This window comes from Kribbella sp. NBC_00662 (assembly GCF_041430295.1).
Classification (GTDB): Bacteria; Actinomycetota; Actinomycetes; order Propionibacteriales; family Kribbellaceae; genus Kribbella.
The window spans coordinates 3,673,736-3,696,744 of record NZ_CP109029.1; the positions used below are offsets into that span (position 1 = coordinate 3,673,736).

The window sequence follows — 23,009 nt, forward strand, 5'->3', positions numbered from 1 at the left end:
CGCTCCCTCCGTTCCTCAGTCCAGGCCGGGGGCCCCATGAGCGGGCCGACCGGGGCGACCGACCCCGCGGCCTTGGCCGAACGCTACGGACTCTCCAAGAGCTCGATCCGCCCCCCGCTCAGCTCGTATCTCCGCGAGCTGTGGAGCCGTCGCCAGTTCGTCCTCAGTTACGCCACCGCACGCACCTACGCCATGTACGCCGGAGCGCGCCTCGGCTCGATCTGGCAGGTGCTGACGCCGCTGCTGAACGCCGGGGTCTACTACCTCGCCTTCGGCGTCCTGCTCGGCACCAAGAACGGAATCGACAACTACGTCGCGTTCCTGCTCAGCGGGATCTTCGTCTTCACGTTCACCCAGCGCTGCATGACCGAGGGCTCGCGCTCACTCGCGCTGAACCTCTCGCTGATCCGCACGCTGCACTTCCCCCGCGCGACCCTCCCGCTCGCCTACGTGCTGAACGAGCTGAACCAGATGCTGGTCTCGCTCGCGATCCTGTTCGTGGTCGTCGGGTTCACCGACGGGCCGGCCTGGCGCTGGTTCCTGATCGTGCCCGCGATGGTGCTGCAGATGATGTTCAACATCGGCATCACGCTGGTCTTCGCGCGGATCGGCACGTTCGTCTCCGACGTCACCCAGCTGCTGCCGTTCGTCACCCGCACCTGGCTGTACGCGTCCGGGATCTTCTTCTCGCTGCCGTCCAAGCTCGAGCAGCTGAACGCTCCGAGCTGGGTGGTCCAGGTGCTCGCGTTCAACCCGATCTCGGCGTACATCGACATCGTCCGGCGATCGCTGCTCCAGGAGCACAAGCAGAACGAGTTGCCGCATGCCTGGACGATCGCGATCGTCTGGTCGTTCGTGATGCTCGCGGCCGGGTTCTGGTACTTCTGGCAGGCGGAGGACCGTTATGGCCGCGGCTGAACCGACAGTCATCGCGGACCGCCTGGACATCATCTACAAGGTGATCGCCGGCCAGGGCGGCAAGGGTACGGCGGCCACCGCGCTCCGGCGGATCCTGAAACGGCAGGACCGGCCGACGATCCGCGAGGTGCACGCGGTCAAGAGCGTCAGCTTCACCGCGAACAAGGGCGACGCGATCGGCGTGATCGGCCGCAACGGCTCCGGCAAGTCGACGCTGCTGCGCGCGATCGCCGGCCTGCTGCCGCCCGCGGCCGGCGCCGTCTACACCGGCGGGCAGCCGTCGCTGCTGGGCGTCAACGCGGCGATGATGAACGACCTCACCGGCGACCGCAACGTGGTGCTCGGCTGCCTCGCGATGGGCATGTCCCCGGCCGAGGTCCAGCGCCGGTACGACGAGATCGTCGAGTTCTCCGGGATCGGCGACTTCATCGACCTACCGATGTCGACGTACTCGTCCGGGATGGCAGCGCGGTTGAAGTTCGCGATCGCGTCCGCGAAGACGCACGACATCCTGCTCGTCGACGAGGCGCTGGCCACCGGCGACGCCGAGTTCCGGGTGCGGTCCGAGCGCAAGATCAAGGAGCTCCGCGACCAGGCCGGCACGGTCTTCCTGGTCAGCCACAGCCTCGACGTGGTCCAGGAGACGTGCAACCGCGCGATCTGGCTGGACGCCGGCGTACTGCGCCTCGACGGCCCGGTCCAAGAGGTCGTCGAGGCCTACATCAAGTCGACCCGCGCCGGCTAGCACGTGCTCAATACCAGTGGATATCCACTGGTACTGGGGGTTCTCCACTGGCACACGAGTGAAGAACCCCCAACAAGAGTGGATATCCGCTCGCGAGGAGTTGTCCACAGATGGGTGGGAGGGCCACCTGGGGATGCCGGGGCGCTGGATGCTTGGTGGGTGAACCAGCGGCTCAGACTGATCGCGCAGCGACAAGGTGGCGTCTTCAGCCGTCGCCAGGCCCTCGCGAGTGGATGCACCCACGAGCAGATCGTCCGCTGCCTGCGGGACGGTAGCTGGGAACAGATCCGCCGCGGTCAGTACGCCGAGACGCTCGACCTGACTGTTCTGCCGTCGTGGGAACGCGCCCGTACGATGCACCTCCGGCAGGTGCACGCGGTGATGAACGCGATGCGCCCGGGTTCCGTCGCCGTCAGCCATCAATCGGCGCTGGTGCTGCACGGTCTGCCGATCTGGGGCCTCGACCTCAGTCGCGTGCATGTCACCCGGCTCGACGGGCGATCCGGTGGCGTCGTCGCCGGCGTACAGCACCACCTCGGAGTGCTGACCGATGCCGACCTCGAGGTCGTTGACGGTCTGCTCGCGACCACCATCGCGCGCGCAACCCTCGAATCTGCGTGTACGGCGTCGTTCGAGGTGGCGGTGGTCGGCGTTGACGCTGCGCTGCACGCCGGCCAGCTCGGCGACGACGACGTACGGCGCCTGCGGTCCGTGATGGCGTTCTGGCCAGGGTCCGTCGCGGCCCGGGAAGCGTTGGGGTTCGGGAACGGACTGTCCGAGTCGGTCGGTGAGTCACGGCTCCGGGTCCTGATGTACGAGCGCGGGCTGCCGCGACCTCGCTTGCAGACCGAGTTCCGCGATCGTTTCGGGCTCATCGGCCGGGTCGACTTCGACTTCGACGGGTATCAGACGGTGGTCGAGTTCGACGGCGCGGTGAAGTACGGCGGCGGATCATCCGAGGTCCTGATCCGGGAGAAGCGGCGCGAGGACCGGCTCCGCGCTCTCGGCCTCACCGTGATCCGGACCAGCTGGTCCGACTTCGACCGGCCCGCCGAGCTCGCCGCCGACATCCTCGGCGTCCTGAACCGCCACCGCCGCCCAGCCTGACGCCGGCCGACCTCAGGTCAGAGCCGACAACCACAAGAGGGGATATCCACCCGTCCTGGGGGTTCTTCACTCGTGTACCAGCAGAGAACCCCCAAGGCGAAGGGATCTCCGCTCGCGTTGGCGGCGGCGTACGGCGAGCTGTTGCGGGCGTGGCGAGCGGTAGGTCAGACGGCCTTCGGGCTCTCGCGGAGGCCGATCAGGAAGCCGAGGCCCCATGAGATGTGCATGGTCGCGCAGACCAGCGGCATCCAGAACAGGGCCTTCCAGGGCAGGTAGCGGCCCTCCATGGCCGAGCCGAAGATCAGCAGCAGGGCGTAGCCCAGCGGCGCGATGAAGCCGAGGTCGAGCCAGCTCACACCGGTGGCCAGACCGACGATGCCGAGGATCGTGCCGACGGCCAGCAGAATGACCGCGACCGGCGGCGCGAGGTACCGCTTGTTGGCGGTCTCGGGGTGCCGGCGGATCACCTCGCGGCGCCACTGGCCGGTGTGGAAGAACTGCTTCGCCACCGCTGACAGCGACGAGCGCGGCCGGTAGGTGACGGACAGGTCCGGGGTGAACCAGATCAGCCCGCCGGTCTTGCGGATCCGGTAGTTGAGCTCCCAGTCCTGGGCCCGGTGCATGGTCTCGTCGAAGCCGCCGACCCGCTCCAGCGCGGCCCGCCGGAACACGCCCAGGTACACGGTGTCGGCCGGCCCGGCCTTGCCGCCCTGGTGGAAAGTGGAGGCGCCCAGACCCAGCCGGGAGCGGTACGCGCAGGCGACCGCCATCTCCGTCGGGGTCCGGCCCTCGGCCGCCATCACGCCGCCGACGTTGTCCGCACCGCTCTCCTGCAGCACCTCGACCGCGCGGGTGATGTACCCGTCGGTGAGCGCGCCGTGCCCGTCGACCCGGACCAGGATGTCGTGCTTGGCGTGGGCGATGCCGACGTTCAGTGCCGCCGGGGTCTTGCCGGTCGGGTTCGGCACGATGCTGATCCGGTGATCCTTCTCGGCCAGCTTGTCCGCGATCTCCTGGGTCCGGTCCTTGCTCGGGCCGATCGCGAGGACGACCTCCAGCTCACCGGGGTAGTCCTGCTCGAGGACACGACCGACCGCCTCCTCGAGATGGCGTTCCTCGTTCAGCACGGGCATCACGACGGATACGGGTGGCCAGTGGGACAGCGGCATATCAGGTCAGGCCTTACAGATCGATGCGACGTCGTCGACGCCGGTGGCGGGTGTGGTCGGTGAGGTAGTTGGCTTCTTCGTGGTGCCGGTGGCCGGCTTCTTGGTCGTGCTGGTGGTACTACGCGGAGTGGTCGAAGTCTTACCGTCTCCTCCTGAGCCGCCCTTGTCCAGCGATTCGGACCTGGCGATCGCCTCGGCGACCTTGGTCCGGATCAGCGCGAAGTCCGGGTCGCCGGTGTGGATCAACGGCGGGACCGCGGAGAAGCTTGACACCGGGAGCTTCTTCGCGTCCAGCGCGAGATCGGTGAAGGTGCCCAGCTCGCCGGCCGGAATGTCGGTCTTGACGACCTGTTTGCTCGCCGACGCGATGCCCTGGAACTTGGTCAGCACGGTCGACGGGGACAGCTGGTTCAGCATCGCGGACATCACGCATTTCTGCCGCGCCATCCGCTCGTAGTCCGACGACTCGGCCCGGGACCGGGCGAACCAGAGCGCGTGGTACCCGTCCAGGTGCTGGTTCTTGCCGGCCTCGATGTAGCCCTTGATCGGGGAGCTGCCGCCGCCGATCGGGACCCGCTTGCCGATGTCCAGCGTGATCCCGCCGACCGCGTTGAGCAGGTCGCGGAACCCGGCCAGGTCGATCAGCACGAAGTAGTTGATCTTGAGTCCGGTGACAGCTTCGATCGCCTGTGTGGTGGCGGTTTCGCCCGGGTTCGGGTCGCCGGGGAAGAGAGTCTTGTGGTTGGCGGCGTAGGTGTAGACGGCGTTCAGCAGGCACTCGGCGGCGCACTTGTTCCACTGGAAACCGTCCGGGAACTGCTTGGCCATCGCCGTACCGGCCGGGAACGGGACCTTGGCCAGGTTGCGCGGGAGTCCGATCAGGACGGTGCGGCCGGTGTCCGCGTCGATGCTGGCCACCGTCATGCTGTCCGGACGGGTGCCGATCCGGTCGGCGCCGGAGTCGCCGCCCATCAGCAGCACGTTGTAGCGGCCCTTCTCGGCCTTCGACGACTTCCCGCTGCCGAACACGCTGGCGACGAAGTCCCGCTGGGTGTTCACGATCACACTGGCGTAGATCAGTGCGCCGACCACGACGAAGATCAGAGCGCCGTCGAGGATGCTCGTGATCAGCCGGTGGTTGCGCTCCAGCGTCAGCGGCTGGGAGATCCGGTACGCGTCGATGAACAGCGCTGCCCAGCCGACCGCGAGCAGGATCAGGATGATCTGCACCAGCCGCAACGTCCCCGGCCGGGCCAGGAAGTTGATCGTCCCCGAGCGCCAGATCAGGCCGAGGACGACCAGGAACACGATGATCGCGATCAGGCCGAAGACCACTCGCCAGGCCCAACGGCCCGCGCGCCGGCTACCCGCGACGATCTGCGCCGACCCGGGCAGGATCAGCGTCATCAGCAACAGTGTCAGCGCCCGCTTGAACCGGACCGGCTCGCGGAGATTGCGCAGGTCTGGCTTCTCCTGCGGCATGACGTCCTTCCGTTCTCCAACCGGGCGGTCTCTTGCCGACCGTACCTTGTCCTCACTTGTCACTCGGTACGACGTGCCGCGCGACGAACTGGTTCGGGCGGAGGCGGATCCGGAGACGAAGAGTAGCAGCCTCCTCACGCAGCGCAGGAAAACCCGTGCAGTCACCCTGCTTGACACAGTTGTGATGGTCGGCGGCGGACGGATGCGTTACGAAGTCCTCTAAGTACAACCAGTGAGGAAACCGCCCCATGAAACTGTTCCGCTCAGTCCTGGCCGTCACAGCGGTCGCGACCACCACCCTGTTCGGTACGGCCTCCGCACAAGCCGCGGCGCCCGGCACCGACTTCTCCGGCATCGCCGCGTTGAGCAACTGCTCGGCATCCCTCGTCCGGTACGCCGAATCCGTCAGCACCGACAAGGCGCTCGTACTCACCAACGGGCACTGCTACGAGGGCGGGTTCCTGCAGCCCGGCCAGGTGCTGGTGAACAAGGCGTCGACGCGTTCGATCACGCTGCTCAAGCCGGACTCCAGCCGGGCCGGTACGGTCCGCGCCGACAAGATCCTGTTCGGCACGATGACCAGGACCGACATGATCGTCTACGAGGTCAACGAGACATACGCGTCGATCAAGAGCCGGCTGAACGTCACCCCGCTCACGCTGGCCAAGCAAGGTCCGGCCGACGGCGCCGGCATGGCGGTCGTGTCCGGCTACTGGAAGCGCATCTACACCTGTTCTGTACAGGCGACGATCCCGCAGCTGCGCGAGGGCGACTGGACCTGGCAGAACTCGATCAAGTACCAGCAGCCCGGTTGCGAGACGATCGGCGGTACGTCGGGATCGCCCGTCGTCAGCACCACGACCGGCGAGATGATCGGCATCAACAACACCGGTAACGAGGACGGCGAGCGCTGCACGGTGAACAACCCGTGCGAGGTCGACGCCGACGGCAACGTCACGGTCGACCAGGGTGCGGCGTACGGCCAGCAGACCTGGTGGCTCTACACCTGCCTGACCGCGAACCGCACGATCGACCTGAACAAGTCCGGCTGCGAACTCCCGAAGCCGGCCCGCCGTCACTGACCTTGTGTAACGGTTGCCCGCGGGGTGACGCACGCCACTTCGATATCCGGTAACGTCGCCCCGCATGGCAGTCGACTCCTCCACTGACCACGTCACGTCCACCAATTGGCCGAGCCCGTTCGGAGTACGGACGCGGCTGGTTGCGGCCAGTGCGTTGATGCTCTTCACCGAACTCGCGCTGATCAGGTGGACCGGTTCGAACGTGGTCCACCTGAGCTACTTCTCGAACTTCGTGCTGCTCGGTTCGTTCCTCGGTATCGGGATCGGCGTACTGCGATCCGGCCGCGCGAAGCGGCTGCCGTACTACTCGCCGATCATGCTCGGCCTGCTGGTCCTGGTGATCGCCTGGAAGCCGGTGACGGTCAACCGGGGCAGTTCGTCGAGTGTCATCTACTTCACCAGCCTGAACACCACCGGCCCGCCGGTCTGGGTGATCCTGCCGGTCGTCTTCATCGCGGCCGCGGTGGTGCTGGCCGGTCCGGCCGAGTTGGTCGGTCGCTGCTTCGCCGAGCTGCCGCGGCTGACGGCGTACCGGTTCGACCTGATCGGCAGCCTGGCCGGGATCGTGACGTTCACCGCGCTGTCGTTCCTCGGTGCGCCGCCGATCTGGTGGGGGCTCATCGTCACGATCATGTTCGGGTTGCTGATGATCCCGCGAACGGCCGCGTCCGGTCGCCGGGCCGTGGCGATGGGGTTGAGCGCCGCGATGGTGCTCGCGCCGTTGCTGGTGATGCTCGGGGTGCTGTTCCACGAGTCGACCCGGTCGGACAACAGTTGGTCGCCGTACTACAAGGTGCAGACGAAGCAGTACACGTGGGAGGGCGTGCCGCTGCTGACGATCACGGTGAACGGCGTACCGCATCAGCAGGCGATCCCCGCGGACGCACGGTTGCAGTGGGAGCCGCAGTACGGGCTGCCGTACGAGCGGGCGAACGTCGGCAAGACGCCGAAGAACGTGCTGATCATCGGCGCCGGCTCCGGGTCGGATGTGGCGATCGCGTTGAAGAAGGGCGCGACGCATGTCGACGCGGTCGAGATCGACCCGCGGATCCGCGACCTCGGCAAGGCGCTGCACCCGGATCGCCCGTACCAGGACCCGCGGGTGACGTCGCATATCGACGACGGGCGCGCGTACCTGTCCCGGACGAACAAGAAGTACGACCTGATCCTGCTGGCGCTGCCGGACTCGCTGACGCTGGTGAACGGCGCGAGTTCGCTGCGCCTGGAGAGCTACCTGTTCACGAAGCAGGCGTTCGAGAGCGCTCGCGACCACCTCAATCCCGGTGGGGCGTTCGCGATGTACAACTACTACCGCGAGACCTGGCTGATCGACCGGCTCGCGTCGACGGCGCAGCAGGCGTTCGGGCACAAGCCGTGTGTGGACAAGATCGGCGACGGTCTGCAGCAGGCCGTGGTGACAGTCGGTCTGACCGAGCAGGACCAGACGTGTGCCGCCGAATGGCCCGGTCCGGCCGCGATCACGCCGCCGCCGGCCACGGACAACCGGCCGTTCCTCTACCTGTTCACGGACCGGATTCCTGGGCTGTACCTCGTGACACTGGGGCTGATCCTGGTCGCCGGTCTGGTCGGAGTCGGGATCGCGGGCGGCGGGTCGTCGTACCGGCGGATGCGTCCGTACGCGGATCTGTTCCTGCTGGGCGCGGGCTTCATGTTGCTGGAGACGAAGAGCATCACCGGGTTCGCGTTGCTGTTCGGTACGACGTGGGTCGTGAACGCGATCGTGTTCGCCGGCGTACTGGTGGCGGTGTTGGCCGCGGTCGAAGTGACGAGACGGTTCAAGACGCCACCGATCAAGGTGATGTTCGCCGTACTGTTCGGCGGGCTCGCGTTGTCGTGGGTCTTCCCGGACAGCTGGCTGCTCAGCATGCCGGTCGGGTTGCGGGTGATCGTCGCGGTGCTGATCGCGTTCACGCCGATCTTCGCCGCGAACGTGATCTTCGCCAAACGCTTCACCGACACCGCGGACGGCACGGCGTCGTTCGGCGCGAACCTGCTGGGCGCGATGCTCGGCGGCTGCCTCGAGTACGCCGCGCTGATCATCGGCTTCCACGGCCTGCTGATCATCGCCGCGCTGCTGTACGCCGGAGCCTTCCTGCTCACGCCCAAAGCCCGCTCGCTGGCCCGATGAGTGAGCTGGCGGACTACTACCGCAATCGTGCCGGCGAGTACGACGCGGTGTACGACAAGCCGGAACGGCAGGAGGACCTCGCCCGCCTGCGAGCCCTCCTGCCACCGCTCGTCCGCGGCCGGTCGGTGCTGGAAGTTGCCGCCGGCACCGGTTACTGGACGACCGCGTTGGCGACGACGGCCGCGTCAGTGCTGGCAACCGATGTGAACGAGGAGACGCTGGCCATCGCCCGGACGCGGTCCTACGGTCCGGGCGAGGTGCGATTTCAGACCGCTGACGCCTACGACCTCGGCGCGATCGAAGGGCGTTTCGACGCGATCTTCGCCGGCTTCTTCTGGTCGCACGTGCTTCGTGCCGACCTACGTCGCTTCGTCGCGGGTCTGCGGGAGCGGCTGGAGCCGGGCGGCGTGCTGATCCTCGCCGACAACCGGTACGTGGAGGGCAGCAACTATCCGATCACGCGGACCACTGCCGAGGGCGACACGTACCAGCTGCGGCAGTTGGCGGACGGGCGGACGTTCGAGGTGCTGAAGAACTTCCCGACCCGGGAGGAGTTCGCGGCCGGCGTGCAGCCGGGTGAGGTGGAGTGGACCGAGTTGACTTACTTCTGGCTGGGAACTGTCTGTTAGTTGGTACGGGTTCGGCCCGTTTGCCGGGTGCCGGCTCGGCCGGGATGGCAGGATCTGAGACATGACGTGGCTCGTGACTGGTGGTGCCGGGTACATCGGGGCGCATGTGGTGCGTGCGTTCCGCAACGACGGGATCGACGTGGTCGTGATCGACGACCTGTCGAGCGGGAAGGCGGAGTTCGTCCCGGACGGTGTGCCGTTCGTGCGGGCGAACCTGCTGGACGGTACGGCGGTGCGCGAGGCGCTCGACGGCGTGGACGGCGTCGTACATCTCGCCGGGTTCAAGTACGCCGGGGTGTCGGTGGATCGGCCGCTGCACACCTACACCCAGAACGTGACCGCGATGGTGTCGCTGCTCGAGGCGATGGCGGAGAGGTCGGTGCGCAACATCGTCTTCTCGTCGAGCGCCGGTGTGTACGGAACGCCCAAGGACGAGGTCGTCACCGAGGACACCGCGCCCGACCCGCAGTCGCCGTACGGCGAGTCGAAGCTGATCGGCGAGTGGCTGCTCCGCGACCAGGCAGCCGCGACCGAGCTGCACCACACCTCGCTGCGCTACTTCAACGTGGTCGGGTCCGGCGATCCGACCGTGTACGACGCGAGCCCGTACAACCTGTTCCCGATCGTTTGCAACCTGCTGACCCAGGGCAAGGTGCCGCAGATCTACGGCACCGACCACCCGACCCCGGACGGCACGTCGGTCAAGGACTACGTGCACGTCGCCGACCTGGCCCGCGCCCACGTTGCCGCCGCCCGCGCGTTGGAGTCCGGTAAGACGCTCGAGCCCGTCTACAACCTGGGCAGCGGCACGGGTACGTCGGTCCGCGAGATCATGGACGCCGCCCGCCGGGTCACCGGCATCGACTTCACCCCGACGGAAGGCCCGCGCCGCCCTGGCGACCCGTCCCGCGTGGTCGCGAACGGCGATCTCGCCGCCCGCGACCTGGCGTGGAAGAACACCTACACGGTCGACGACATGTTCGCGACCGCGTGGGAGGCCTGGCCGAAGGGCTAGTACTCCTTCTTGAACGGGCCGTGGGTCGAGAGGTCGACCATGCCCGGGCCGGTGAGTACGCCGCCCTCGACCGGGAGGGTGTGGCCGGTGATCCAGGACGCGTCGTCGGAGGCGAGGAACGCGATCGCGGCGGCGATGTCCTCGGGCTCGCCGATGCGGCCGAGCGGGTACATCTTCTCGAAGCGTTCGAGCGTGCCGGGCTGGTTGTCCCAGTTCGGCGTCCGGATGGTGCCTGGGGCAACGACGTTGAACCGGACGCCGAGGTCGCCGTACCGCGCCGCGTAGTTGACCGTCATCGCGACCTGGCCGGCCTTGGCCGCGGAGTACTCGACGTTGCCGAAGGCACTGAGCCCGTTGACCGAGCTGATCGTGACGACGTTGCCGCGGTTCTTCACCAGCTGCGGGAGCGCTGCCTGGATGCACCGCGAGGCGCCGACCAGGGTCAGGTCGAGCTGCGCGTGCCACTCCTCGGGGGTCGTGTCCTCCGGCGCGGTCGACACGATGCAGCCGCCGGCGTTGTTCACGACCACGTCGAGGCGGCCGAACCGCTCGACCGCGGCCGCGACCGCCGCGTCCACGTCGTCCCGGCTCGTCACGTCGACGCGCAGCGGTAGCGCCTGCTCGCCGATCCCGGCCGCGACCTCGCCGACCTTCTCCAGCTGGAGATCGGTCACCACGACGGACGCGCCCTCGTCGGCCAGCCGCCGCGCGACCGCGGACCCGATGCCCTGCGCCGCCGCCGTGACCAGCGCAACCTTTCCTTCGAACCGCCGCACGCTCACCCCTCCGTTTGTCACTCGACTACCCGGTCGACCTTCTCGTCCGCGACCCGGCGCTCAAGCTTGGCGGCGTCCAGGTTGCGGCAGAGCACGATCGAACCACCTCCGGCGATCACGCCGACCAGCAGTCCCAGACCGTCCCGGTCCGTGAGCGTCCGCTGGACCAGAATGCGGTCGCCGATCGGTTCCGCCGTACTGATCAGGTCGGCGTGCGTGAGGTCGTCGTACGCCGGGGAATCGGGCGTCGGCGGGTCGAACGGGACGAACACGTCGGGGTGGTTGTAGACCTCGGCGCCGTAGTCCTGGATCCCGTCCGGGAGGGGCTCGCGGAAGCGGCCGCCGAGCGGCAGGAGGGCGGAGGCGACGGTCTCGCGGTCGCCGCGGACGCTGAAGTCGGGGCCGGTGATCGCGAGCGTGCCGGTCTTGCTGGTCAGCGCGGCGCCGACCGACCAGGTGGACAGCGCCCAGACGACGCCGAGCCAGTGCGGCGGGAGGCCGATCGCGACGGTCTCGCCGGCCTCCAGGTCGTACTCGTCGACCAGCAGGTTCGCGGTCTTCGCGACCCAGTTCGCGGTGGTGACCGCGCTCAGCTCGATCCGCTCGCCGGTGGCGTCGTCGTAGTAGGTGAGCAGCGGGGCGCCGCCGTCCCGGCGGACCGCGGCCGCGAACAGCTCGGGGAGGACTCGTGACATATGGCCCACCCTACGGTCCGGACTCCGGCGTACCGTGGTGGGGGATTTTCTCGAAAGAAGGCTTGTCATGGTGCCACTGCTCGCGCTGCCCGAAGGCGGCGAATGGATCGTCATCCTGATCATCGTGGTCCTGCTGTTCGGCGCGAAGAAGCTGCCGGAACTGACCAAGAACGCTGCCCGCGCGATGAAGGAATTCGAAAAAGTCCGCAACGGCGACGACGACGAGACCCCCGCCCAGGTAACAGCACCCCCACAGGCCCAGCCCCAGGCGGCCCAGCCGCAGGCGGCCCAGCCGGCTACGCCGCAGCCGGCTCCCACGCAACCGGCGCCGCAGGCCGCCGCGCCGGAACCGCCGCCGACGGGCACTGAGGCGGCCCGCCCGACCGACCGCGAGAGCGGCCAGTAGTCCGCGCGCCCACCTCACGTCCAACGCGGGCTCAGGCGGCGCGGCCGCCGGGTGAGGTCAGGCCGGTGGGTTGACCTCGAGGGCGGCGGTGCGGAGGGCGGCGGCCAGTACGAGGGTCGGTTCGGGGGCCCGGCCGGGGAGGCGGGCCAGCATCGTGCGGCGGAGTTCTTGGGGGCCGCCGCGGACGGTGACTACTCGGACACCGGGTGGTACTGCGGAGGCCATCGACGCCGAGATCGTGGTGAGGCCTGCGCCGGCCGCGACCAGGTGGAGCTTGGCGAGCCAGTCGCGGACGATGTGGGCGATGACCGGGCGTTCGTCGAGGCCCGGCCAGACGCCCATCCAGAGTTCGCTGGAGGATGCGGGTCCGGCGATCCAGCGCTGACCCCGCAGGTCCGCGACGTCGACCGAGTCGTGTGCCGCGAGCGGGTGCCCGGTCGGCACGGCCAGGCGGAGGGTTCGCTCGGCGAGCGTCTCCAGTTTGAGCGCGGGCGACTCGGCATCCGGCGGGCGGAACGGTGGCGCGGACGCGATCAACGCGAGGTCGATCGTCCCGGCCCGGAGCGCCCGGACCAGGTTGGGCGTCGACCCTTCCCTGGTCGTGACGGTGATCGCCGGGTGCGTACGCCGTACCGCGCTGATTGCTCTGGGCAACAAGACCGCGCCGGCGCTGGGGAACCAGCCGAGCCGCACGGTCCCGCCCTCGACCGGGAGGCCGGCGAGCTCGCGCGCGGTCGCGTCGAGCTGGTCGAGGACGGCGGCGGCGTTCCGCAGTACGACCTGACCGGCCGTAGTCAACGCGACACCTTCACGCCGTCTCTCCAGGAGCCGGTTTCCGGCGGCCCGTTCGAGCGCGGCGATCTGACGGGAGACGGCGGACTGCGTGTAACCGAGCGCGGATGCGGCCGCGGTGAACGTACCGCGCTCCGCGACCTCTCGGAAGACCCGCAACGCAACCAGCGAGACGTCGGTGAAGTCCATGACATCTACGCATACCACCTGTGCGGAACTTTCGCTGGAGTCATACCAGTCTCAGACCTACGTTGGCGGTATGACACAACGGATCGCAGTAGTAACCGGCGCCAACCAAGGCATCGGATATGCCCTCGTAGAAGAACTCGCCAACCGCATGAACCCGGAAGACCTGGTTCTACTCACCGGCAGGAGCCCAGAACGCGTCGCATCTGCGGTGGAACAGATGAACCACCGAGCCGCCGGCGGCGGGGCTCGGGTCGAGGGGCGGGTGGTGGATGTGACCGATGAGGGGGCCGTGCGGCGGTTGGCGGAGGAGCTTGGTGCGGTGGACCTGGTGGTGTCCAACGCGGTGGGGCCGTTGGAGCCGGGGAAGACGCCGGCGGAGCAAGTGGATGAGTTTGTGGATGTGGCGAATCTGGGGGCGCAGTACATGCTGCGGGCGTTCGGGCCGAGGGTTCGGCCGGGTGGGCGGTTGGTGGTGGTGGCTAGTTCGTTGGGGACCTTGGCGCAGTTGCCGGAGGAGCTGTGGGGGCGGTTCGACGGGGTTTCGTTGGACGAGGTCGAGAAGGTTGTGGAGGAGTGGCGGGCCGCCGTACATGACGGGACGGCGGCGGAGGCGGGCTGGCCGGAGTGGGTGAATCTTCCGTCGAAGGTGGCGCAGGTGGCCGCGGTTCGGGCGGTCGCGGCGGAGCGGCGGGAGAAGGACCTGCGGGAGGACACCCTGGTCGCGTCCGTCTGCCCGGGGCTGGTCGACACCCGGGCGTCGCGGCCGTGGTTCGACGACTTCAGCCAGGCCAAGTCGCCGCAGGACGCCGTCCGGCCGATCGTGGACCTGCTCCTCGCCGACCACGTCGACCCGGCGTTGTACGGCGAGCTGATCCGCGACGGCAAGGTCGTCGAGTGGAAGCCGTCCACCCGTCGGTAGACCCTCCCCGGCGAAGGCTGGTCAGGTTAACCTAACTTCCGTGAGGGGTACGGCGATCCGCGGTGAGATCTGGCGCTTGACCCGATCTCATAAGGTCGTCTCATGCTGATCCTGGCCGGCCTGGGCCTGATCCTGGTGCTGACCGTTGCCACCGGCTACTTCGTCTCCCAGGAATTCGCGTACGTCGCCGTCGACCGGAGCCGCCTCCGCACTCTGGCCGAGGACGGTGACGCGGCCGCCGCGCGAGCGCTGAAGGTCACCTCGCGGCTGTCGTTCGTGCTGTCCGGCGCGCAGGTCGGCATCACGATCACCGCACTGCTGGCCGGGTACTTCGCCGAGCCGTACCTCGGCGAGGGTCTCGAGCACCTGCTCGGCTCGGCCGGCGTACCAACCTCCGTGAGCATGTCGATCTCGGTGATCCTGGCGTTGCTGCTAGCAACGATCATCCAGATGGTGCTCGGTGAGCTGGCGCCGAAGAACCTGGCGATCGCGAAGGCCGAGGCGATCGCCCTGCGGCTGTCCCGATCGACCCTGTGGTACCTGCGGCTCGCGGGGCCGGTCATCCACCTGTTCGACTCGGCCTCGAACCGGATCCTGCGCCGGGTCGGGATCGAGCCGGTCGAGGAGCTGCCGCAGGGCGCGACCCCGAAAGAGCTCGACCGGATCATCGAGACGTCGTACGAGCAGGGCCTGCTGGACCAGGACACCATGCGGCTGCTCGATCGCGGCCTCGACTTCCGCGGCCGGACCGCCGGCGAGGCGATGGTCCCGCGCGTCGATGTGGTGACGATGCATCGCGACGAGCCGCTGACCCGCGTGGTCGAGCTGTTGGACACCGGGCACAGCCGGTTCCCGGTGATCGGCGACTCGGTCGACGAGGTGATCGGCGTGGTCGCGATCGGCGATGTGGTCGAGCTGGAGCCGGCCGACCGGGCCGAGATCGCTGTCGGTTCGTTGGCGTCACCCGCGGTCGCCGTACCCACCACGTTGCCGCTGCCCGGCGTACTCGAGCGGCTTCGGGTCGCACGCCGCCAGCTCGCGATCGTGGTCGACGAGTACGGCGGGTTCGCCGGGATCGTGTCGCTCGAGGACATCGCCGAGGAACTGGTCGGCGAGATCCGCGACGAGGACGACCTGCCGGAGACCGGTCTGGTGCAGGGCGGCGACGGGTCGTGGGTGGTGCCGGCTCGCTGGCGGCTCGATCAGGTCGAGGAGGCAACCGGCGTACAGCTGCCCGAGGGCGACGACTACGAGACGGTGTCCGGTCTGGTGATGGCTCGGCTCGGCCGCATCCCGCTCGTCGGTGACGAGATCGCGGTGGAGCTGCCGCAGCGGATCGATCACGACGGCCGGCCGATCCCGACGGAGTACGCGCGGCTGACCGTGCAGACCATCGAACGCCGGGTGCCCGGCATCGTGGTGATGGAGCGGCTGTCATGAGTACGACGTGGGCGCTCATCATCTCCGCCGTACTGCTGGCGCTGAACGGGTTCTTCGTCGCCGCCGAGTTCTCGCTGGTCGCCTCGAAGCGGCACCGGCTCGAGGAAGCGGCCGCGGCGGGCAGCGTTTCCGCCCGGGCGGCGCTGGCCGGGATCAGCGAGCTGTCGCTGATGCTTGCGGGCGCGCAGCTCGGGATCACGTTGTGCACCTTGGGCCTCGGTTCGCTGAGCGAGCCGGCGGTCGCGCATCTGCTGCACCCGCTGTTCGAACTGGCCCACGTACCCGAGGGCGTCGGGCACGTGATCGCGCTGATCATCGCGGTCGGCGGGATCGGTCTGCTGCACGTCCTGCTCGGTGAGATGGCGCCGAAGTCGTGGGCGATCAGCGATCCGGAACGGTCGGCGCTGGTGCTGGCGATGCCGTTCCGCGCGTTCACGTGGGTCTTCCGTCCGCTGCTGATCGCGCTCAACTGGCTGGCGAACCTGTGCCTGCGGCTGGTGAAGGTCACGCCGCAGAACGAGATCGCCAACGCACACGGTCCGGACGAGCTCCGGCTGCTGATCGAGTCCTCCCGCGAGCACGGGACCCTCGAGGAACCCGAGCACGAACTGCTGACCGCGATGCTCGCCCTGCAGAACACCACGGTCGGTCAGGTGATGACGCCGATCGCCGAGCTGTCGACGGTGCTTGCGTCCGCAACCGCCCGCGAGGTCGAGCTGACCAGTCGCCGCGAGGGCCATTCCCGGCTCGCGGTCGTCAGCTCCGATCCTGGTGAATCTCCAGGGATCTGCGGCATCGTGCACGTCCGCGACGCCGCCCGCGCGACCACGGCCGGCGAGACGAACGCGCGCGCATCGGACCTGATGACGGCGGCGCTCGAGCTCGGCGACCGCACCCCGGTCGCGAAGGCGATCCGCACGATGCGCGACGAACGCGCGCAGCTCGCGGTCGTGTGCGGCGGCGACGTGGCGATCGGCGTGGTGGCGCTCGAGGACCTGCTGGAAGAGGTCATCGGTGAGTTCGACGACGAGACCGACCCGATCATCAGCGCGGCCAAGGGTGACTAGTACGGCTACCTTGTAGGCAGAAACTGTCGGAGGAGGGGTGGCGTGGCGATCAGCCGGATTGGGCTTGTGGTTCACCAGGGTCGGCCGGTTGCGGTGGAGACCGCCGAGACCGTGCGGAAATGGGCGGCCGACCACGGGATCGGCTGCACCGACATCGATGTCTGGAAGGACCACCAGGAGCGGCGCACCGGGACCGACGAACTGCATCACGCCGGTGACCCGGATCTCGTCGTGACGCTCGGCGGCGACGGCACGTTCCTGCGCGGGGCGCGGATCGCGGCGAAGAACAACGCGGCCGTCCTCGGGGTCGATCTCGGCAAGGTCGGATTTCTGACCGAGGTGGCGTGCCGCGACGTCGAGGCCGCGCTGGAAGCGGTACATCACGGCGGAGCGACGTACGAGGAACGGATGACGCTGACCATGCGGGCGTCGCGTCCGTTGGAGATCCCGCAGGGGATCGAGTCCCTGCTGCGCTACGGGCACGGGCCGGCGCTGCCGCCACCGCCCGTACGGCACGAGATGGCTGAGGGCGACGGCTGGGGGATGGCGCTCGATGTCACCGCGTTGAACGACGTGGTGGTGGAGAAGCTGGCGCGCGATCATCAGGTTGCCCTTGGCGTGTACCTGTCGGGTCGGCTGCTGGCGTCGTACTCCGCTGATGCGGTGATCGTGGCGACGCCGACCGGGTCGACGGCGTACAGCTTCGCGGCCGGCGGGCCGATCCTGTCGCCGAACACCGAGGCGATCGTGTTCACCCCGGTCGCACCGCACATGACCTTCAACCGAACGGTTGTGGCGGCGCCGGACGAGCCGATCGCGCTGCGCGTCCTGCCGCATTCGGGGCAGGCGGCGGTGAGCATCGACGGGCAGCTGCGCGGCGTACTCGACCCGGGGGACTGGATCGGCGTGTACGGGTCACCGCAGCGATTGCGGCTCGTGCGGCTGCGACCGACCGACTTCTACGGGCGGTTGCGCGACCGCTTCAACCTCACCGACGCACCGGCGACGGCACTCGACGGGGAGCCCGAGCTGTTCTGGCAGCCGGCGGACTCGCCGATCCCGCCGGACCTGAAGCACCTACGGATTCCGCTAGCACCTGGTGACGACCGGTAGGGTCTTTCCTCATGCGAAACGTGGTGATCCTGGCGGGCGGTTCAGGGACGCGGTTGTGGCCGATGTCCAGAGACGACAGGCCGAAGCAGGTGCTGCCGCTGGCGGCGGGGCAATCGCTGCTGCGGGTGGCGTACAACCGGTTGCTGGGCCTGGTCGAGCCGGACAACATCTACGTCTGCACGGTCGGCGCGATCACCGACGTCGTACGCCAGGAGCTGCCGGAGCTCGGTCCGCACAACATCATCGGCGAACCGGCGCGACGGGACACCGCGAACGCCGTCGGGCTCGCGTCCGCTGTGGTGGCGCGGAACGACCCCGACGCGGTCGTTGCCTTCGTCGGTTCGGACCACCTGATCAGCCCGGAGGACGAGTTCCGGGCCGCGATCGAGCACGGTTTCGAGGTTGTCGAGGCGCGCCGGCAGTCGCTGGTCACGTTCGGGATCGAGCCGACGCATCCGCACACCGGGCTCGGGTACATCGAGCGGGGTGCCGCGATCGAAGGGACGCGCGCGTTCGTCGTGGACCGCTTCCGGGAGAAGCCGGACCGCGAGACGGCCGAGGAGTACCTGGCGACCGGGCGGTTCTGGTGGAACTCCGGGATGTTCGTGTGGCAGGCGTCGACGGTGCTCTCCGTCCTCGACTCGTTGTTGCCCGAGTCGGCCGCCCGGCTGCGTGAGGTCGCCGCGGTGTGGGACACGCCTTCGCGGGACGCGACGCTCGAGGAGATCTACCCGAACCTGCAGAAGATCTCGGTCGACTACGCGGTGATGGAGCCGGCCTCCCAGGGCAAGGTCGACGCGGACGTCGTCGTCGTACCGATGCCCGTGCACTGGCTCGACGTCGGCTCGTGGGCGGCACTGGCCGACACGTACGACGCCGACGCCAACGGCAACCGCACCGACAGCATCACACTGAGCTGCCTACTCGACTCCCACGACAACATCATCGTCACGGACGACCCGGATCATTTGGTCGCCGCGGTAGGCCTCCGCAGCCACATCATCGTCCACACCCAGGACGTGACCATGGTGTGCCCACTGTCGGACGGGGAGCGCGTGAAGGACCTGGTAGCGCGAGTGCAGTCGGACCACGCCAACTACATCTGAGTAGCCCATCGCGGTGCTACGCGCGTAGCACCGCGATGGGCTACTACATCAGCCGCCGTTGGGCTCCTGGGCGTCTGTGGCTGGGTACTTTTCCATGAACTGCTTGAGGGCGTCGCCGCTGACCGAGCCGCAGAACTGGCGGTGGCCGAAGGACTTCTGGTCGGCGCCGGGGCCGCTCCAGTGGGCGAAGGCGAGGTTCTTGCCGTCCGGCCAGCCCTTGCCTTCGGACTGCTTGTACGGCGCCGCGATGAACTTGCCGATCGAGCTGTCGGGAAGCTTCGACTTGGAGAGCTTCTCGATCTCGTCGATCTGGTCCTTGGGCAGGGTGTCGCGGTACCAGAGGATCGTGTAGCCGTGCTCCAGGTTGTGGACCAGGTTCTCCACCGGCGGGCGGTCGCTGGTCGAGTAGAACTTCTTGTCGAACGGCGCCCAGACCGCGTAGTGCGGGCCGGAGGAGGGCGGGGAGACGGAGTACAGGATCTTCTCGCCGTCGGGGCGGTGGTCCTGGGTGCCGCCGGCCGCGTCGTTCGTGGCGGGGTCGCAGGAGGCCGCGGAGGCGGCCACGCCGAAGTCGGTGAGGGCCTGGTTCTTGGTCCGCGAGTCCTGCACCAGCTTGATCGCCGGGTAGGCGATGATCGCCAGGCCGACCACGATCGAGCACACCACGATGATGATGGTGCGGCGGCGGTCCGACCGGGACTGCTCGCGCTGCATCCTCTCGATCATCTCGCGGCGCGACTGCTTCTGCGACGACGCTTTACCCACAGTGTTGGTCTTCCCGGCTAAGGGCGGCCACCGCGCCGCCATGCGAAGGCAGTGTACGAGGCAACCCTAAGAAGTTGCCTAGAAAACTACCGTGACCGTGAGCCGAACGTGACCGTCGCCTCAGCGCCCGGTCCCGGCCGCACCGTCACGCCGTACCCCTCCGCGTGCAGCAGTACGGCGAGCTTCTCCGCGATCACGCCGACCGTCACCGGCTCGGCGCCGAAGATCGTGACAGCGTTGTCACCCAACTCGAGCCGTACGCCGTCCACGTCGCGCAGCAACCCGGCCCACACCGCCGGGTCCACCTCACGCGGACCGGCCGGCTCCTGCCGCGACAGTACGGCGGCCCGCGCGGCCTCCCGCGTGCCCAGGCTGAACATGTCGAACTCCGCGTCCCGCACCAGCGCCCGCGCACCGGGACCGTGCTCGCCGACCGGCAGTACGACGTCCTGCAGCCCACGCAGTACTGCGACGGGCACGCCGTCCGCCTTGCCCTTGACCAGCTCACCCGCACCGGCGATCTCGTCCGCCAGCGCCGGCTCCGTCACCGCGAGGACGTTGCCGTGGCTGTCCGTCGTACCGCGCAGGTCCTCGATCACCCGGACCCCGGCGGCCCCGATGGCCAGGTCGGTCTGACCGTTGCGCCACGGGCGGCCGAGCGTGTCCGTGATCACGATGCCGACGTTGACGTCGTACCGCTCCTTCAGCGCGGTCCGTAGTACCCGCGCGGACTCGTCCGGGTCGACCGGGAGCAGCAGGACCGTGCCGGGCGCGGTGTTCGACGTATCCGTCCCAGCCGCGGCCATGACCAGCCCGTGCCGGGTCTGCACGATCCGGGTCTCGCCGCGTTGCGCGACGACCCGCACGAGCTCGGCGTCGACAGCCTCCTGGCGGGTGCCGTACGTGAGCCGGCCCTCCGCCTTGCTGACGATCTTCGACGTGACCGCGACGACGTCGCCGTCGCGCAGGTCGGTGCCGTCGGCGATCAGCGCCGCCAGGTCCGCCCCGGCCGCCACCTCCGGCAGTCCGGTCACCGGGAAGATCTCCAGGTGCTTCCTCATTGCCGCACGGCCTCCGCGAGGTTCAGTGCCGCGTCAGCCATCGCGGCGGTCTTGGTCTCGTCCGTCATCCACAACGGGACGGCCTGGACGTGAATTCCGGCGCCGGCGATCGAATCCGCCTGCATCGCGTCCGACGAGTCGATCAGCCATCCGTCGAGTACGCCGCCGGTCGCGCGCGAACCGTAGTACCGCGCGACTGCCGACGCCGTGGACGCTACACCGACCGTGGCGAGCACCTTGTCGGCCATTCCGCGGACCGGACTGCTGCCGATGATCGGCGACAGCCCGATGACCGGAGCCTTCGTCTCCCGGACCGCGTCCCGGACGCCCGGTACACCGAGGATCGTGCCGACCGACACCACCGGGTTGGACGGCGGGATGATCAGTACGTCGCAGTCCGCGATCGCCTCGAGTACCCCGGGCGCCGGCTTGGCCTTGTCCGCTCCGACGGCCACGATCTGGTGCGCGGTGATCTCGGCGTGCCAGCGGACCCAGTACTCCTGGAAGTGGATGGCCTTGCGCCGTCCCGGCTGGTCCGGGTCCTCCACCACGACATGCGTCTCGATCCGGTCGTCACTCATCGGCAGCAGCCGCACCGGAAGCTTCCAGCGCGTGCACAGCGCCTCGGTGACCGCACTGAGGGTGTAGCCGGCGTCCAGCATCTGCGTGCGCACCAGGTGCGTCGCGACGTCCCGGTCGCCGAGCCCGAACCAGGTGGGCTCGACGCCGTACGCCGCGAGCTCCTCCTTGATCACCCAGGTCTCGTCCTCACGGCCCCACTTACGTTCTTCCGAGATGCCACCGCCGAGCGTGTACATCACCGTGTCCAGGTCGGGGCAGACCCGCAGCCCGAACAGGGTGATGTCGTCAGCGGTGTTCCCCACGACGGTGATCTCGGCGTCCGGCCGGGCCTGGAGCAGCCCGCGCAGGAAGGTGGAACCGCCGATGCCACCGGCCAGCACTGTCAATCGCATGGGAAGAGTCTGCACGAGTCGTCAATCGGTCGAACCACCGCGGGACTATGCTGCGGTGGGTCCGAACCATCCGCACAGCTCAGTTGTACGGCCCCCCAACATCCGAGGAGCCCTCGTGGTCACCGACGCAACCAAGAAGCTCAGAGAGCCGGTCGCGTACATCCTGCTCGCATTCGCCGGCCTGCTCGCGCTGGCCTCGCTGATCCGGCTGTTCGTCGGCGGAGCCGGCTTCACGGCCGCCGCAGGCACAGTGCAAGGCGTAGTCACCCCACCCTCGATCTCCGGGCTGGTGATTCTCCTCGTCCTGGTCGGTGCCGTCTGGCTGGTCAACGAAGATGAGCGGACCCCGAACGCGCGCACCGTCGCCCTCGTGGCGCTCGTGATCGTCGGCCTCACCGCGCTGATCGGCCTGATCACCGCGTTCGCCGGTTTCAACGAGACCAGCACGGCCGGTATGAAGATCGTCGGCTTCATCTACGCACTCGGCGGCCTCGCGCTGTACGGCGCTGCTGGTCTCTACATCCTGAAGACCTTCCAGTCGCTGCCCGCGCCGGTGCGTGCGCCGAAGCCGGGCCAGTTCCAGCAGCAGGGCCAGCAGTACGGCCAGACCGCGCCGTACGGTCAGGGCTACCCGCAGCAGGGCCAGCAGGGCTACGCGCAGCAGGGCCAGCCGGGCCAGCAGTACGGCGGTCAGTACGACCAGGGTCAGGGCCAGTACGGCGGCTACGCGGCGGCCGGTGCCGCCGGTGGGTACGCCGCGGGCCAGGGCGAGCAGCAGTGGCCGCAGGAGCAGGGCTGGAACCAGGGCGAGCAGCAGGCCTGGTCAGCCGGTGAGGCCGAGGCGCAGCACTCCGCCCAGCACTCTGCCGGTCAGCCGCAGGCCGAGCAGGCCTGGACCGCTGAGGGCCAGGGCGCCGAGCCGACGCAGCCGTGGAGCTCCGAAGGCCAGCAGCAGTGGGGCGGACAGGACCCGGCCCAGCAGGGCCAGCAGTGGCCGCAGGAGCAGCAGTGGGGCGGCGCAGAGGCCGGCCAGCAGCAATGGGGTCAGGAGTACGGGCAGGCGCAGCCGGCTCAGCCTGGTCAGCAGGAGTGGGGCCAGCCGGAGCACCCGGCGACAGAGGAAGGCTCACACGAGCAGTCCGATGCCCAGCCGCAGGCATGGCAGCAGGAGCAGGCCTGGCAGGCCGACGAGACCCCGGCCGCCGAGCAGCAGCCGACCGCCCCGGAGCCCGCGCAGACCGAGCCCGCCGACGAGACCCGGGTCGACCCGCGCGTCGAGCCGGACAAGAACGACCCGAACCAGCAGGGCCAGGGCCAGCAGGGCTGGTGGTCCCAGCCTTCCTGACCGGACAACCTTCCTGACCAGGAAGGGATGTGGGGCGGCAAGCCCTTGCCCAGCTAGCAGGAAAA

The 23,009-nt window shown here is 68.7% G+C and carries 22 protein-coding genes; 14 read left to right on the plus strand and 8 right to left on the minus strand.

All coding sequences use genetic code 11. The annotated features are described in order from the left end of the window. The first annotated feature begins 36 nt into the window (after positions 1 to 36). The 3 genes from OHA10_RS18515 (at position 37) to OHA10_RS18525 (ending at position 2,770) form a co-directional block, all read left to right on the plus strand. Entirely contained in the window at positions 37 to 918 is an 882-nt protein-coding gene (locus tag OHA10_RS18515) for an ABC transporter permease (RefSeq protein WP_371407469.1), read from the plus strand. Further along, positions 905 to 1,663 (plus strand): ABC transporter ATP-binding protein, encoded by a 759-nt coding sequence (locus OHA10_RS18520; RefSeq protein WP_371407470.1) that lies wholly within the window; start codon positions 905 to 907, stop codon positions 1,661 to 1,663. Before OHA10_RS18515 ends, OHA10_RS18520 begins: the two co-directional genes overlap by 14 nt. Positions 1,664 to 1,822: 159 nt before the next feature. Continuing rightward, positions 1,823 to 2,770 (plus strand): type IV toxin-antitoxin system AbiEi family antitoxin domain-containing protein, encoded by a 948-nt coding sequence (locus OHA10_RS18525; protein WP_371407471.1) that lies wholly within the window; start codon positions 1,823 to 1,825, stop codon positions 2,768 to 2,770. Between the two features lie 164 nt (positions 2,771 to 2,934). Here the strand turns inward: OHA10_RS18525 and OHA10_RS18530 are convergent, their stop codons facing one another. Beyond that, positions 2,935 to 3,939: a glycosyltransferase family 2 protein gene (locus OHA10_RS18530; RefSeq protein ID WP_371407472.1), complete on the minus strand. Its 1,005-nt coding sequence runs from the start codon at positions 3,937 to 3,939 to the stop codon at positions 2,935 to 2,937. A 6-nt stretch (positions 3,940 to 3,945) separates the two neighbouring features. Beyond that, positions 3,946 to 5,421: an LCP family protein gene (locus OHA10_RS18535; RefSeq protein WP_371407473.1), complete on the minus strand. Its 1,476-nt coding sequence runs from the start codon at positions 5,419 to 5,421 to the stop codon at positions 3,946 to 3,948. Positions 5,422 to 5,669: 248 nt separating this feature from the next. On the opposite strand from OHA10_RS18535, the gene OHA10_RS18540 reads away from it, so the two are divergent. The 4 genes from OHA10_RS18540 to galE all read left to right on the plus strand — a co-directional run bounded on the left by OHA10_RS18540 (position 5,670) and on the right by galE (position 10,296). Beyond that, entirely contained in the window at positions 5,670 to 6,503 is an 834-nt protein-coding gene (locus OHA10_RS18540) for a serine protease (RefSeq protein WP_371407474.1), read from the plus strand. Between the two features lie 64 nt (positions 6,504 to 6,567). Beyond that, positions 6,568 to 8,652: a spermidine synthase gene (locus tag OHA10_RS18545; RefSeq protein ID WP_371407475.1), complete on the plus strand. Its 2,085-nt coding sequence runs from the start codon at positions 6,568 to 6,570 to the stop codon at positions 8,650 to 8,652. Continuing rightward, positions 8,649 to 9,281: a class I SAM-dependent methyltransferase gene (locus OHA10_RS18550; protein WP_371407476.1), complete on the plus strand. Its 633-nt coding sequence runs from the start codon at positions 8,649 to 8,651 to the stop codon at positions 9,279 to 9,281. Before OHA10_RS18545 ends, OHA10_RS18550 begins: the two co-directional genes overlap by 4 nt. A 61-nt stretch (positions 9,282 to 9,342) precedes the next feature. Further along, positions 9,343 to 10,296 (plus strand): UDP-glucose 4-epimerase GalE, encoded by a 954-nt coding sequence (gene galE, locus OHA10_RS18555; RefSeq protein WP_371407477.1) that lies wholly within the window; start codon positions 9,343 to 9,345, stop codon positions 10,294 to 10,296. Here the strand turns inward: galE and OHA10_RS18560 are convergent. Next, on the minus strand, positions 10,293 to 11,072 hold the full coding sequence (locus tag OHA10_RS18560) for an SDR family NAD(P)-dependent oxidoreductase (protein ID WP_371407478.1): 780 nt from the start codon (positions 11,070 to 11,072) through the stop codon (positions 10,293 to 10,295). The genes galE and OHA10_RS18560 overlap by 4 nt on opposite strands. 17 nt (positions 11,073 to 11,089) lie before the next feature. Further along, the gene (locus tag OHA10_RS18565; RefSeq protein ID WP_371407479.1) at positions 11,090 to 11,767 is read right to left on the minus strand and encodes a TIGR03089 family protein; all 678 of its coding nucleotides are present in this window, start codon (positions 11,765 to 11,767) and stop codon (positions 11,090 to 11,092) included. Between the two features lie 67 nt (positions 11,768 to 11,834). On the opposite strand from OHA10_RS18565, the gene OHA10_RS18570 reads away from it, so the two are divergent. Then, positions 11,835 to 12,173, plus strand: coding sequence for a twin-arginine translocase TatA/TatE family subunit (locus OHA10_RS18570; RefSeq protein ID WP_371407480.1), 339 nt, complete (start codon positions 11,835 to 11,837; stop codon positions 12,171 to 12,173). A gap of 57 nt (positions 12,174 to 12,230) precedes the next feature. Here the strand turns inward: OHA10_RS18570 and OHA10_RS18575 are convergent, their stop codons facing one another. Further along, on the minus strand, positions 12,231 to 13,154 hold the full coding sequence (locus tag OHA10_RS18575; protein ID WP_371407481.1) for a LysR family transcriptional regulator: 924 nt from the start codon (positions 13,152 to 13,154) through the stop codon (positions 12,231 to 12,233). Between the two features lie 70 nt (positions 13,155 to 13,224). Between OHA10_RS18575 and OHA10_RS18580 the strand changes: the two genes are divergently transcribed. From OHA10_RS18580 to OHA10_RS18600, 5 genes are all read left to right on the plus strand, one after another. Next, positions 13,225 to 14,073, plus strand: a complete 849-nt coding sequence (locus OHA10_RS18580; protein WP_371407482.1) for an SDR family NAD(P)-dependent oxidoreductase — start codon at positions 13,225 to 13,227, stop codon at positions 14,071 to 14,073. Between the two features lie 102 nt (positions 14,074 to 14,175). After that, a complete protein-coding gene (locus OHA10_RS18585) occupies positions 14,176 to 15,513 on the plus strand; it encodes a hemolysin family protein (protein ID WP_371407483.1) in 1,338 nt (445 codons plus the stop codon). Further along, positions 15,510 to 16,580 (plus strand): hemolysin family protein, encoded by a 1,071-nt coding sequence (locus OHA10_RS18590; RefSeq protein ID WP_371407484.1) that lies wholly within the window; start codon positions 15,510 to 15,512, stop codon positions 16,578 to 16,580. The genes OHA10_RS18585 and OHA10_RS18590 overlap by 4 nt, the downstream gene beginning before the upstream one ends. Before the next feature lie 42 nt (positions 16,581 to 16,622). After that, positions 16,623 to 17,693: an NAD(+)/NADH kinase gene (locus tag OHA10_RS18595; protein ID WP_371407485.1), complete on the plus strand. Its 1,071-nt coding sequence runs from the start codon at positions 16,623 to 16,625 to the stop codon at positions 17,691 to 17,693. 11 nt (positions 17,694 to 17,704) lie between these two features. Further along, the gene (locus tag OHA10_RS18600) at positions 17,705 to 18,799 is read left to right on the plus strand and encodes a mannose-1-phosphate guanylyltransferase (protein WP_371407486.1); all 1,095 of its coding nucleotides are present in this window, start codon (positions 17,705 to 17,707) and stop codon (positions 18,797 to 18,799) included. A gap of 48 nt (positions 18,800 to 18,847) precedes the next feature. On the opposite strand, the gene OHA10_RS18605 is transcribed toward OHA10_RS18600, so the two are convergent. The 3 genes from OHA10_RS18605 to cofD all read right to left on the minus strand — a co-directional run bounded on the left by OHA10_RS18605 (position 18,848) and on the right by cofD (position 21,599). Continuing rightward, positions 18,848 to 19,513, minus strand: a complete 666-nt coding sequence (locus OHA10_RS18605; RefSeq protein ID WP_371407487.1) for a DUF3105 domain-containing protein — start codon at positions 19,511 to 19,513, stop codon at positions 18,848 to 18,850. A gap of 137 nt (positions 19,514 to 19,650) precedes the next feature. Beyond that, positions 19,651 to 20,625: a coenzyme F420-0:L-glutamate ligase gene (locus OHA10_RS18610; RefSeq protein ID WP_371407488.1), complete on the minus strand. Its 975-nt coding sequence runs from the start codon at positions 20,623 to 20,625 to the stop codon at positions 19,651 to 19,653. Beyond that, positions 20,622 to 21,599 (minus strand): 2-phospho-L-lactate transferase, encoded by a 978-nt coding sequence (gene cofD, locus OHA10_RS18615; RefSeq protein ID WP_371407489.1) that lies wholly within the window; start codon positions 21,597 to 21,599, stop codon positions 20,622 to 20,624. The genes OHA10_RS18610 and cofD overlap by 4 nt, the downstream gene beginning before the upstream one ends. Before the next feature lie 115 nt (positions 21,600 to 21,714). Between cofD and OHA10_RS18620 the strand changes: the two genes are divergently transcribed. Next, entirely contained in the window at positions 21,715 to 22,944 is a 1,230-nt protein-coding gene (locus OHA10_RS18620; RefSeq protein ID WP_371407490.1) for a hypothetical protein, read from the plus strand. Positions 22,945 to 23,009: the final 65 nt, after the last annotated feature.